This window comes from Pseudoalteromonas sp. NJ631 (assembly GCF_000276645.1).
GTDB lineage: Bacteria > Pseudomonadota > Gammaproteobacteria > Enterobacterales > Alteromonadaceae > Pseudoalteromonas > Pseudoalteromonas piscicida.
On record NZ_AKXJ01000010.1, the window covers coordinates 117190 to 129681 of the forward strand.

Below are 12492 nucleotides of genomic sequence, written 5' to 3' on the forward strand. Positions count from 1 at the left end.
TTTTAAACAATAAAAAAGCACCTGAAGGTGCTTTTTTATCAACTAAATTTTACTAGCAGTGCTTAGTTCATGCCGTATTTTTTTAGCTTCTTGCGAAGTGTGCCACGGTTAATGCCTAAAAGGATCGCTGCACGAGTCTGGTTACCACGAGTATAAGTCATAACCTCTTCAAGTAGAGGCGCTTCAAGCTCAGAAAGAACTAACTCATAAACGTCTTGTACGTCTTGACCATTAAGCTGCTTTAGATAGTGATGTACAGCTTTTTTAACTGCATCGCGCAAAGGTTGCGGTTTCTCTTGTGACTGAACATGAGCGTTAGTAATAAATGGAGAAGTCACATTTTGTTCGAACATCGTTATGTCTCTTTCTTAGTTAGCCTGAAGGATGAATAAATTCATTCACCCTAATGTTTCAAAATAGTCTTCTAATGCCTCGATTTGCGCTTCTGGCGTCTCCAAGGCATTGAATACTCGCCTAAATTGACCTTCTTGGTCATGGGCTTGCAAATACCAAGATACATGCTTGCGTGCGATGCGCGCTCCCATTGGCTCACCATAGAATTGATGAAGATTTACTAAGTGCTCCATCAATATTGCTCGAACCTCTGCTATTTCAGGTTCTGGCAAATGTTCACCGGTTTGCAAATAGTGGTCTATTTCTCGGAAAATCCAAGGACGACCTTGGGCGGCTCGACCAATCATAATGGCATCTGCGCCCGTGTATTCCAGCACCTGCTTCGCTTTTTCAGGAGACGTAATGTCACCGTTTGCTACCACAGGAATAGATACTGAACGTTTAATTTCTCTGATCGTGGCATATTCAGCTTCGCCTTTATACATACATGCTCTTGTACGGCCATGCACGGCTAGCGAAGCGATGCCTCGACGTTCAGCTATGCGAGCAATCTCAACACCGTTACGATTGTCTGTGTCCCATCCTGTACGGATTTTTAACGACACAGGTACGTCAACGGCAGCAACCACAGCGGTTACGATTTCGTCAACCAACTCTGGATATTGCAACAATGCTGAGCCTGCAAGCTTCTTGTTCACTTTCTTAGCGGGGCAGCCCATATTGATATCTATGATCTGCGCACCGTTTGCGACATTAAATTGTGCTGCTTGCGCCATCAACTCAGGATCTGCTCCTGCGATTTGTACCGAGCGAATGCCCGATTCACCGCTGTGATCCATGCGATTTTGCGACTTATCGGTTTTCCACACTTTTGGATTTGAAGACAACATTTCTGATACCGCAAGCCCAGCACCTAGACGTCGACACAGTTGTCGAAACGGTCTGTCGGTGATCCCAGCCATTGGTGCTACGATAAGATTGTTTTCAAGTTGGTATGGACCAATACGCACTACAGTTTAATCCGCCTTACCTCAAGGGGCGCTAAGTTTACGGTTTTTTTCGCAAAAATCAAAGGTTATAAATTGAACATAATTGCTTTTTTTTTGAACTTTATGGGTTGACATTTGATAACAACCTGAGAGCCCAGATAATTTGCACGAAATTTATGCAAAAACAATTTTAAAGGTACAATTTGAGCCGAAAATTTAAGCTGTGAAAAATGCGTAAAGCCTGTTAATTACAGGCTTTACCAGTTAAAACTTACTAACTTTCATTGACTCGCTGATACTTTTGTCAGCGTTACGTTAGCAGCCTTATTTTTTCACACCGCTGACGCGCGTCCATTCACCCTGTTGGGCAATGTTGTCTAGCTTTAAAAATGGTGCGTAAACATCCGCAACGGATTGCGCTTGCTCTTCTAAAATACCAGACATAGCGATGGCGCCTTTGTCGCCCAAGAAGCCGAGAATGATTTCGTGTAGCTCTCTCAGCGGCTGTGCAAGAATATTAGCAACAACGATATCAGCACTGAATTGCGGCTGGTTTTCAGGTAAATACACTTCTAGTTTATCTGCGACGCCATTACGTTCGGCATTATCGCGGCTTGCGATCAGCGCTTGTGGATCGATATCAATACCAATCACACGCTCAGCGCCTAATTTGATTGCTGCAATGCCTAAAATCCCAGAGCCACAGCCAAAATCAACGACCGTTTTGCCACTGAGGTCTTGTTGTTCTAGCCATTGCAGGCAAAGTGCGGTTGTGGCATGAGTACCAGTACCAAATGCAAGGCCTGGATCTAGTAACACATTGACGGCATTGGGATCTGGCACATCACGCCAGCTTGGGCAGATCCATAATCTCTCGCCAAACTTAATTGGGTGGAAATTATCCATCCACTCGCGTTCCCAGTCTTTGTCTTCTAGCTGTTCAAGCTTGTAGTTTAACGGCTTGTCATATTGTGACTGGACAAAGTCAACGACTGCTTGCATATCATGGTTCGCTTCAAATAAACCGATCACCGTTGTCTCAGGCCATAAGATGACTTCGCCAGGTTTTGGTTCGTAAACGGGATTGTTTTTACTATCCATGAATGTGATAGACGGACAACCGACATCCATAAGCATATCGCTTAAAGTATCGGCATCGGCTTTATCTGAATAAATTCGGATTTGGATCCAAGCCATGTGTGTATACCTATTTAATCCAATTAATATAAAAAAGGCCGCTGAATAGCGGCCTTAATCTTATTTGCTACTTTTTAGCCCTTAACGTCTAAAAAGCTCTTTAATAGATCTGAGCGAGAAGGGTGGCGCAGCTTACGAAGCGCTTTAGCTTCAATCTGACGAATACGCTCACGTGTTACATCAAACTGTTTACCCACTTCTTCTAACGTGTGGTCTGTATTCATATCGATACCGAAACGCATGCGTAGTACTTTAGCTTCACGAGCGGTAAGACCTGCAAGTACCTCGTTGGTCGCGCCACGAAGACTTTCCATCGTTGCTGAATCAATCGGCGACTCGATAGTAGTGTCTTCGATAAAGTCACCAAGATGTGAATCTTCATCATCACCAATAGGCGTCTCCATTGAGATCGGCTCTTTGGCGATTTTTAACACTTTGCGGATCTTGTCTTCAGGCATCATCATACGTTCTGCCAATTCTTCAGGACTTGGCTCACGGCCCATTTCCTGCAGCATTTGACGAGAAATACGATTCAGCTTGTTGATTGTTTCAATCATATGCACTGGAATACGGATAGTTCTTGCCTGATCCGCAATCGAGCGAGTAATCGCCTGACGGATCCACCAAGTTGCGTATGTTGAAAACTTATAACCACGACGGTATTCAAATTTATCAACCGCTTTCATCAGACCGATGTTACCTTCTTGGATCAGATCCAAGAACTGCAGACCACGGTTGGTATACTTTTTAGCGATTGAAATTACAAGACGTAAGTTCGCTTCAACCATTTCTTTCTTCGCACGGCGAGCTTTTGCTTCACCAATACTCATGCGACGGTTGATGTCTTTAATACGCTCAATGCTAAGACCTGTGCTATCTTCAAACGCTTTAAGCTTGTTAACACAACGCTCGATTTCAGGTTTTACTTCAGCAAGTTTTGCTGAGTGTTTTTCACCTGATGCAATTTCAGCATCGATCCATGCGGTATCGGTTTCATTGTTAGCAAAGTGCTTAACGAAAACCTTTTTCGGTACCTTAGCAATCTGAACTGCTTGTTTCATGATGATGCGTTCTTGAACACGCACTTTATCCATCATGTCGCGCATGTTATTTACCATGCGGTCGAATTGCTTAGGAACTAACTTGAAAGTACGGAAGTGATCGCCGATTTCCTGAATTGCAGCTTTCGCATCTGGGTGCGAGCGACCTTTACTTTCAAAAATTTCTCGCGCTTTATTGTACAGCGTACGAAGTTGTTCAAAATGCTCACGAGCTTCTTCAGGATCTGGACCTGAATCGCCTTCTTCTGAGTCATCATCGTCATCATCTTCATCATCATCTTCGTCATCTAAGTCTTCATCACTTAGCTCAGAACCGATGTGTGTTGCTGAAATTGGCGCTTCGTCTTCCTCGATAGCATTAGGATCAAAGAAACCAGAAACAATGTCGCTTAGGCGCATTTCTTCCGCTTCGTACTTGTCCCATTGCTCTAGCAGGTAAGTAATAGCTTCAGGGTATTCTGCAACAGAAATCTGTACTTGGTTGATCCCTTCTTCAATACGCTTAGCGATTTGGATTTCGCCTTCACGAGTTAGAAGTTCAACCGTACCCATTTCACGCATATACATACGAACAGGGTCAGTTGTGCGGCCAATTTCTTTTTCTACTGTTGCTAAAGCCGCAGCCGCTGCTTCCGCAGCATCCTCATCTGTTGTTGTTTCTTGCATCATCAACTCATCAGCATCAGGCGCATTTTCAGAGACCTGAATACCCATATCGTTGATCATGCTGATGATATCTTCTACCTGATCTGAGTCTATGATGTCTTGTGGAAGATGATCGTTAACTTCTGCAAAAGTTAAATAACCTTGCTCTTTACCTTTCTGAATCAGAAGTTTGAGTTGTGACTGAGGAGATTGATCCATAGAGAAATTTGCTTCCACTCTGAAAAGTTGATACAACAGGCGCCAGCTATTTAACAGCTAAATTTTGATGACGCAGTGAATAGAACATTATAGCACCGAAAATTGCTATTGACTAGAACTTCTACTGTTTAAGCGCTTGGGTAAGGAGTGCGCATTCTAGCCGCTCATCATTTGTTAGGCCTTCGGTTTTCTCCTTTATTAATAGGGTCTCTAGGCGATAATTTAAACACTGATCTTCAATAAATTGAAAAGTATTTTTAAATTCGTCTTCTAGCCTATCTTCAGCAACGCCATGTTGCCACACCGCAAGCTTTTTCAAGGCATCGAATTCAGCTTGGTCGCGATAATGTTCAAGTAACTGCGCTGTATTTATTTGCGGGTTATCGTGACATAACATTTGTAAGCTCAGCAGCAGTTGAATACCAGGGATCGCCATTTCACCGAGTTCAGGCATATACTCAACCGTTTGCGCAAGCTGTGGATGTTGGAGCAGTAAGCCAATCGCTCGACGCATCGGCGTGACTTTAAATTGGCGCTCAATTTTATTTTGCTGTTTGTTACTTGCTAATTTAGCACTAAGTTGCTCACGAGTACGACCAATTAACCTAGCTAAGGTCGTTAATAAACTCTCTTGGTAGTAGTCACTGGGTATTTTGCTGATCAGTGGAATGGCATCGGTAAGCAGCTTGGATTTGCCTGCATCATTTGTAAGGTCGCATTGCTCACGTAATTTGGTAAACAATACTTGCGTGTAATCGCTTGCTGTTTCCAGCCGAGCTTCAAAGGCATCTTTGCCTTCTTGCTGTACCAATGAGTCTGGATCTTCACCATCAGGTAAAAAGACAAACTGTAGAGACTTACCGTCTTTTAAGTTAGGTAAAGCATGGTCAAGTGCACGCCAAGCTGCATCGCGGCCAGCTCTATCACCGTCGTAGCAGCAGATCACTCTGTCGGTATTACGAAACAAAGTTTGCATGTGTTCAGCGGTGGTTGCAGTGCCTAATGCGGCAACGGCGTAATCAATGCCTTTTTCTGCTAAGGCAACGACGTCCATATAGCCTTCCACAATCAAGACTTTATCTAATTGCTTATGGGCCTGTTTAGCTTCATAAAAACCATAAAGTTCGAAACTTTTATGGAAAATGCGTGTTTCGGGCGAGTTTAGATATTTTGGACCTTGATCTGCACCCATTATCCTTCCGCCAAATGCGATGACACGACCGCGTTTATCACGAATAGGGAACATCAAGCGATCGCGGAAGAAGTCAAATTGGCGGCCAGCTGACTTTTCTGAAGCTAATTTTAAATCAAGCAGCTGTTGTTTGTGCTCAGGCTTACGGGCTATTTGATTACACAATGACTCCCACTCAGGTGGTGCATAACCAATCATAAACTTTTGTACAGTTTCGCCACTCAGTCCGCGCCCTTTTACGTAGTCAATTACTTGAGTGGCATTGCTATGGTGTTTTAACTGGTGCTGATAAAACTTAGCGGCTTGGAGCATTAAGTCATAGTCAGACTTTTTTTCTTCCATTGAACGCTGCGGCCCTTGTGGGGCGTTTTCGCGTGGTACTTCTAAGTTTAATAGGGCGGCTAGTTCCTCAATAGCATCAACAAACTCAAGCTTGTCGTATTCCATTAAAAAGGAAATTGCGTTGCCATTAGCACCACATCCGAAGCAATGATAAAACTGTTTATCACGTGACACGGTAAATGAAGGCGTTTTTTCATTGTGAAATGGACAGCAGGCTTGATAGTCTTTTCCTGCTTTTTTTAATCCCACACGACCGTCTATGAGCTCGACAATGTCCGCTCTTGCGAGCAAGTCATCAATAAACTGTCTAGGGATTTTGCCTTTCATTTATGTTCCGAAGTTGTATTAGTGAGTGAGCGCATTATATCAAGTCGCAACGAGAAAAAATCAACTTAATTCAATTAAGGTATCTTATTAGCGCTGCATTGATGCGCATGACGCCTAAAACGAAGAAACCGAGCACTAGGCTCGGTTCACTTATCAATCATACAATTGTATGTGGGCTTAAGCGGTAAGTCTTTGCTTAATTAAACCAGAGACTTTACCCATATCAGCACGACCTTCAGCTTCTGCTTTAATCGCACCCATTACTTTGCCCATGTCTTGCATGCCTGACGCACCAGTTTGTGCAATCACGGCATCAATTAGCTCGACAATTTCATCTTCGCTAAGTGGCTTAGGAAGGAATGTCTCAAGTACGCTAATTTCGTTAGCTTCGATATCAGCTAAGTCTTCACGCCCTGCATCTTTATACTGGGTATAAGAATCGCGACGCTGCTTAACCAACTTAACTAAAACCGCAGTAATGCCTGCGTCGTCTAGTGTAGTTTGGTTGTCGATTTCTCGCTGTTTAATTTCAGCAAGTACCGCACGAATCGCGCCAAGACGAAGTTTCTCTTTGGCTTTCATCGCTTCTTTTTGCGCGTCTTTTAGCGTAACTAATAAGCTCATTGATACAAGACCAATACTGATTAGTATAATTTAACGCGACGTGCGTTTTCGCGAGAAAGCTTCTTCATGTGACGCTTAACCGCTGCAGCTTTTTTGCGCTTACGCTCAGCAGTTGGCTTCTCGTAGTGCTCGCGACGACGAACTTCAGAAAGGATACCTGCTTTTTCACATGAACGTTTGAAACGACGTAGTGCAACGTCAAACGGCTCGTTTTCTCTTACTTTAATTACTGGCATTAAAAATTCACCTACCTAATTAATGAGCTTAGCTCTATCTGGCTAAAAACTAGCCAATTGGTTCAAAAATGGTGCGGTATTGTAATCTGAAGCAAGACCGCATGTAAAGCCTAAATTATAGCTAAAAACACGAGCCCTGTCATGTCATACGCTAACGGCTGTTTTTTCATTCTTTATGAGGGAATTTCAGCGTTGATAAAGGCGGCAGATCACTTGTCCTGCACGCTTTTCTTTAATCACTTGCCAATTTTCTGGTGTGTCAGGTTGTGCCTCTTGTTCAAATTCAACATAGATGAGTGCGTCTTCGCTGAGCCAAGATTGTGACTCAAGTAAGTCACAACAAAGAGTCACAAGCCCTTTGCGAAAGGGTGGGTCAATAAAAACCAAGTCATATTGTTGTTGCTTTAGGTTATTTGCCAGCATGGTTAACGCGTCGGTATTAATGATTTCAACGTTATCCAGTTTGAGTAAAGTTGCATTATTGATAAGCTGTGTCGCCGCGGTTTTATCCAGTTCGATAAAAGTTCCGCTTGCTGCAAAGCGTGAAATCGCCTCAAATCCTAGACTGCCAGCACCAGCAAAGCAATCGAGTACTTTTGCGTCTCTTACGTCCTGCATGAGCCAATTAAAAACGGTTTCTTTCATTCTATCTGTTGTTGGTCTTAATCCCACAACATCATGAACTGGTAACTTGCGACCTTTATGCTTACCACTGATCAGGCGGATGAAACCAGACTGTTTGGTATTTGACTTAGGCTTAGATTTTCTCATAGCGACGTAATTTGCTTCTTTATTAAAGGTTCTTGGTGTCAGGATTTTTCATCCTTACGGAACATGGTACACTTGCACGCAATTTTGTCTAAGCACTAAGGTTGCCATCCTCGGCTTGCCTTTCGAGCCCAAAATTAAGTGTGATATCAATCCAAGTAAAAGCAATAAGCTGATGCGGATTGGCGTTTTCGAGTATGGTAGCAAGATCATCAACATTTTGCTTTGGGTTTATGCAATTTATCTAACACGGTCATAAGTGAATATGGGAAAGAAAAACAAATTTTTATCTTGGTTGGGCTTTGGTAAATCCGATAAAGAGCAACAAGAAGCTGAACGCCAAGAACAGTTAGCAAAAGAACAAGCTGAGCGTGAGGAAGCAGAACGCCAAGCAAAATTAGCTCAAGAGCAAGCAGAGCGTGAGGAAGCAGAACGCCAAGAAAAATTAGCTCAAGAACAAGCTGAGCGTGAAGAAGCGGAACGTCAGGCACAATTAGCGAAAGAGCAAGCTGAGCGTGAGGAGGCAGAGCGTCAGGCACAATTAGCGAAAGAACAAGCCGAGCGTGAAGAGGCAGAACGTCAGGAACAATTAGCAAAAGAACAAGCTGAGCGTGAGGAAGCAGAACGTCAGGCGCAACTTGCAAAAGAACAAGCTGAGCGTGAAGAAGCGGAACGTCAGGCACAATTAGCGAAAGAGCAAGCTGAGCGTGAGGAGGCAGAGCGTCAGGCACAATTAGCGAAAGAACAAGCCGAGCGTGAAGAGGCAGAACGTCAGGAACAATTAGCAAAAGAACAAGCTGAGCGTGAGGAAGCAGAACGTCAGGCGCAACTTGCAAAAGAACAAGCTGAGCGTAAAGAAGCAGAACGTCAGGCACAGTTAGCGAAAGAACAGGCTGAGCGTGAGGAAGCAGAACGTCAGGCACAACTTGCGAAAGAACAAGCTGAGCGTGAGGAAGCAGCACGCCAAGAACAGTTAGCGAAAGAGCAAGCTAAGCGTGAAGAAGCAGAACACCAAGAACAGTTAGCCAAAGAGCAAGCCGAGCGTGAAGAAGTGGAACGTCAGGCGCAGTTGGCTAAAGAACAAGCTGAGCGTGAAGAGGCAGAACGTCAGGCGCAGTTGGCTAAAGAACAAGCTGAGCGTGAAGAGGCAGAACGTCAGGCGCAATTAGCAAAAGAACAAGATGAGCGTGAAGAGGCAGAACGCCAGGCGCAATTAGCTAAAGAACAAGCTGAGCGTGAAGAAGCAGAACGTCAGGCACAATTAGTAAAAGAACAAGCTGAGCGTGAGGAAGCAGAACGCCAAGCACAATTAGCAAAAGAGCAAGCTGAGCGTGAAGAAGCGGAACGTCAGGCACAGTTAGCAAAAGAGCAAGCCGAGCGTGAGGAAGCAGAACGTCAGGCGCAGTTGGCTAAAGAACAAGCTGAGCGTGAAGAGGCAGAGCGTCAGGCACAATTAGCGAAAGAACAAGCTGAGCGTGAAAAAGCCGAACGTCAGGCACAGTTAGCTCAAGAACAAGCTGAACGTGAGGAAGTAGAGCGTCAGGCACAATTAGCAAAAGAGCAAGCCGAGCGTGAGGAAGCAGAACGTCAGGCTCAATTAGCAAAAGAGCAAGCCGAGCGTGAGGAAGCAGAACGTCAGGCGCAATTAGCGAAAGAACAAGCTGAGCGTGAGGAAGCAGAACGTCAAGCACAATTAGCTCAAGAACAAGAAAAGCCGAAAAAAGAAGGTTTCTTCTCCCGTCTTAAAAAAGGCTTGTTGAAAACCAAAGCCAATATCGGCTCAGGCTTTGCGTCGGTATTCAAAGGCAAGAAAATCGATGATGAGTTGTTCGAAGATCTAGAAACGCAATTGCTAACGGCTGATATTGGTGTTGAAACCACAATGAAGCTGATAGATAACCTGACTGATGCTGCTGATAGAAAGCAGTTAAAAGACGGTGAAGCTTTATATGACCTAATGAAAAAAGAAATGTCAGAGATCTTAAAAACGGCAGAGCAACCGCTTGAGATCCCTGCCGACAAGAAACCTTTCGTTATCTTAATGGTCGGCGTAAATGGCGTTGGTAAAACGACGACAATCGGTAAGCTTGCCAAACAGTTTCAAAGCGAAGGTAAATCCGTCATGTTGGCGGCTGGCGATACTTTCCGCGCGGCTGCGGTAGAGCAGTTGCAGGTATGGGGTGAAAGAAATAGTATCCCTGTTGTTGCCCAGCACACAGGTGCTGATTCTGCGTCGGTGGTATTTGATGCCTTCCAAGCCGCTAAAGCGAGAAATATCGATGTATTAATAGCGGATACAGCGGGTCGATTACAAAATAAAGATAACTTAATGCAAGAGCTTGAGAAGATTGCTCGAGTAATGAAAAAGTTAGACCCAGACGCGCCACATGAAGTGATGTTGACGATTGATGCCGGAACTGGTCAGAATGCGATTAGTCAGGTAAAACTGTTTAATCAAGCGGTTGGCTTAACTGGTATTACGTTAACTAAGCTTGATGGTACAGCCAAAGGTGGGGTTATCTTTGCTGTGGCGGATCAGTTTAAGGTGCCAATTCGATATATAGGTGTAGGTGAAGGCATTGATGACTTACGCACCTTTAAGAGTGATGATTTTATCGAGGCATTATTCAGTCAAGAATAAATAGAGACATCAGTTGCAATAAAGCGGGCAAATTTGCCCGCTTTATTCGATTGCCGAATTGCTACAATGCCACGGACTGAGTGTCATGGTTAAAATAAGTATAAGAGGCCAACATGATTAAATTTGAGCAAGTGAGCAAAACTTATCCTGGTGGGCACAAAGCACTGGAAAAAGTGAGCTTTGAACTTGCAAATGGAGAACTCGCATTTTTAACCGGCCACAGTGGCGCTGGTAAAAGTACATTATTAAAGTTGGTTAGCGTGATGGAAAGGCCATCAGCAGGCCGTGTCTACATTAATGGTGTCGATCTCAATACGGTATCTAACCGGCAAGTTCCTTTCGTTCGCCGAGATATTGGGATTATTTTTCAAAACCACCGCCTACTCGAACGTTACAGCGTATTTGATAACGTCGCACTACCTTTAGTTATTGAAGGTACTCACCATAAACAGATCACCAAAAGAGTACATGCCGCTCTGGACAAGGTGGGTTTGCTCGATAAAGCAAAGTGCCATCCGAGTGTGTTATCTGGAGGTGAACAGCAACGTGTTGGCATAGCAAGAGCGATTGTTAACTCGCCGCCTTTGCTGCTTGCAGACGAACCTACGGGGAACTTAGACCCAGAACTATCGATGGAAATTCTGAACTTATTTGAAGAATTTAATCGCCGTGGTACATCCGTTCTTATCGCTACTCATGATTTGGGGTTAATAGCACGTATGAAATACCGTAGCTTCACGCTTAATCAAGGACGCATGCTACAAGATCCGCTGGCGGAGGACACGCTATGAGTTTGCTGTTTAAAGGACGAGGAAATCAGGCTGAACAGAGTAAAAAGTCGATATTTCATCATTTTTACTTTTTTTGTTTGATGATTATTCGTCAAGGTGTACAGAGCCTTGGGGAAATGTGGCGTACGCCAATGGCCTCTTTAATGACTATTTTAGTTTTGGGGCTCAGCCTGACATTACCTGCGACGCTTTATGTGGTAGTGAAAAATGTACAGCAGGTAAGTAGCGGGTTTAAAGAGGCATCTGAAATATCATTGTTCGTTAAAGATGAAATGACTGAGGCACAGACACAAACTCTGGTGAAGCGACTTGCACTCTATCCAGAAATAGAAAAAGTAGTACTGATAAGTAAAAGCCAAGCTTTGGATGAATTTAAGTCAATGTCAGGCTTTGGTCAGGCGCTTAACTATTTAGAAGAAAACCCACTGCCTAATGTTGTGCTGGTAACGCCTGTTAGTCGTTTTAGAAAACCACAAGCTGCAACAGAGCTTCTCACTAAACTTGAAAAAGAGCGCGAGGTCGAGTTTGGTAAGCTGGATATTGAATGGCTAGAGCGCCTAAATGCACTACTGGGGTTACTAAAAGAAAGTGTGATCACCGTGGGATTTCTATTGCTTAGCGCCGTTATCTTGATTATTGGAAATACCATACGCTTATCCATCATGGACAAGAAAGAAGAAATCCAAGTGCTAAAACTGGTGGGAGCGACCAATACCTTTATTCAGGCTCCGTTTCTTTGGACTGGTGTATGGTATGGCATAGTCGGTGGTTTGGTTGCCTTTATCTGTGTAGCTCTTATGTTGTGGTGGCTGGAGTCAGCCGTATCTACGGTTGTTGGGGTATATCAAAGCAACTTTGTGCTTCAGGGAATGGCAGGGAATGAACTTTTAGTGCTACTTGGCACTGCGATTACCTTAGGGTTTGTAGGCTCTTTTCTTTCTGTACACCGTTATATCAAAGAGATTGAACCTGAAAAGGTATGATTTAACGCTACAAACACCAATCGACTGCTAAAGTGTAGCAGTCGATTGCCAATTACTATCAGATTTTAGCACTCAAACAATCAGAACTAATTAAATTTAGCACTGTCATAAAAAAATAATATC

Annotated in this window: 11 protein-coding genes; 3 read left to right on the plus strand and 8 right to left on the minus strand. The window is 43.8% G+C overall.

All coding sequences use genetic code 11. The features are described from left to right. Positions 1–62 precede the first annotated feature (62 nt). The 8 genes from fis to rsmD form a co-directional block, all read right to left on the minus strand. A complete protein-coding gene (fis, locus tag A587_RS0116445) occupies positions 63–353 on the minus strand; it encodes a DNA-binding transcriptional regulator Fis (protein WP_010374122.1) in 291 nt (96 codons plus the stop codon). A 45-nt stretch (positions 354–398) separates the two neighbouring features. Next, positions 399–1364, minus strand: a complete 966-nt coding sequence (gene dusB, locus A587_RS0116450; protein WP_010374120.1) for a tRNA dihydrouridine synthase DusB — start codon at positions 1362–1364, stop codon at positions 399–401. A gap of 303 nt (positions 1365–1667) precedes the next feature. After that, positions 1668–2540, minus strand: coding sequence for a 50S ribosomal protein L11 methyltransferase (prmA, locus tag A587_RS0116455; protein WP_017218468.1), 873 nt, complete (start codon positions 2538–2540; stop codon positions 1668–1670). 74 nt (positions 2541–2614) lie between these two features. Continuing rightward, positions 2615–4465 carry an RNA polymerase sigma factor RpoD gene (gene rpoD / locus A587_RS0116460; RefSeq protein ID WP_010374116.1) on the minus strand — a complete coding sequence of 617 codons (1851 nt, stop codon included), beginning with the start codon at positions 4463–4465 and terminating at the stop codon, positions 2615–2617. Between the two features lie 121 nt (positions 4466–4586). Continuing rightward, on the minus strand, positions 4587–6326 hold the full coding sequence (gene dnaG, locus A587_RS0116465) for a DNA primase (RefSeq protein WP_017218469.1): 1740 nt from the start codon (positions 6324–6326) through the stop codon (positions 4587–4589). Positions 6327–6503: 177 nt separating this feature from the next. Then, positions 6504–6950 (minus strand): GatB/YqeY domain-containing protein, encoded by a 447-nt coding sequence (locus tag A587_RS0116470; RefSeq protein ID WP_010374111.1) that lies wholly within the window; start codon positions 6948–6950, stop codon positions 6504–6506. Positions 6951–6970: 20 nt separating this feature from the next. Further along, positions 6971–7186 carry a 30S ribosomal protein S21 gene (gene rpsU / locus A587_RS0116475; protein ID WP_010362466.1) on the minus strand — a complete coding sequence of 72 codons (216 nt, stop codon included), beginning with the start codon at positions 7184–7186 and terminating at the stop codon, positions 6971–6973. Positions 7187–7372: 186 nt separating this feature from the next. Then, on the minus strand, positions 7373–7957 hold the full coding sequence (rsmD, locus tag A587_RS0116480) for a 16S rRNA (guanine(966)-N(2))-methyltransferase RsmD (protein ID WP_017218470.1): 585 nt from the start codon (positions 7955–7957) through the stop codon (positions 7373–7375). A gap of 262 nt (positions 7958–8219) precedes the next feature. On the opposite strand from rsmD, the gene ftsY reads away from it, so the two are divergent. The 3 genes from ftsY (at position 8220) to ftsX (ending at position 12369) form a co-directional block, all read left to right on the plus strand. Then, the gene (gene ftsY, locus A587_RS24795; protein WP_020477409.1) at positions 8220–10595 is read left to right on the plus strand and encodes a signal recognition particle-docking protein FtsY; all 2376 of its coding nucleotides are present in this window, start codon (positions 8220–8222) and stop codon (positions 10593–10595) included. A 113-nt stretch (positions 10596–10708) separates the two neighbouring features. Next, a complete protein-coding gene (gene ftsE, locus A587_RS0116490; protein WP_017218471.1) occupies positions 10709–11386 on the plus strand; it encodes a cell division ATP-binding protein FtsE in 678 nt (225 codons plus the stop codon). Beyond that, the gene (ftsX, locus tag A587_RS0116495) at positions 11383–12369 is read left to right on the plus strand and encodes a permease-like cell division protein FtsX (protein ID WP_017218472.1); all 987 of its coding nucleotides are present in this window, start codon (positions 11383–11385) and stop codon (positions 12367–12369) included. The genes ftsE and ftsX overlap by 4 nt, the downstream gene beginning before the upstream one ends. Positions 12370–12492: the final 123 nt, after the last annotated feature.

Coding starts and splice junctions, on each gene's coding strand:
- ftsX (WP_017218472.1), top strand. CDS start 11,383: ATGAGTTTGCTGTTTAAAGGACGAGGAAATCAGGCTGAACAGAGTAAA.
- rsmD (WP_017218470.1), bottom strand. CDS start 7,957: ATGAGAAAATCTAAGCCTAAGTCAAATACCAAACAGTCTGGTTTCATC.
- rpsU (WP_010362466.1), bottom strand. CDS start 7,186: ATGCCAGTAATTAAAGTAAGAGAAAACGAGCCGTTTGACGTTGCACTA.
- A587_RS0116470 (WP_010374111.1), bottom strand. CDS start 6,950: ATGAGCTTATTAGTTACGCTAAAAGACGCGCAAAAAGAAGCGATGAAA.
- ftsY (WP_020477409.1), top strand. CDS start 8,220: ATGGGAAAGAAAAACAAATTTTTATCTTGGTTGGGCTTTGGTAAATCC.
- fis (WP_010374122.1), bottom strand. CDS start 353: ATGTTCGAACAAAATGTGACTTCTCCATTTATTACTAACGCTCATGTT.
- rpoD (WP_010374116.1), bottom strand. CDS start 4,465: ATGGATCAATCTCCTCAGTCACAACTCAAACTTCTGATTCAGAAAGGT.
- ftsE (WP_017218471.1), top strand. CDS start 10,709: ATGATTAAATTTGAGCAAGTGAGCAAAACTTATCCTGGTGGGCACAAA.
- prmA (WP_017218468.1), bottom strand. CDS start 2,540: ATGGCTTGGATCCAAATCCGAATTTATTCAGATAAAGCCGATGCCGAT.
- dnaG (WP_017218469.1), bottom strand. CDS start 6,326: ATGAAAGGCAAAATCCCTAGACAGTTTATTGATGACTTGCTCGCAAGA.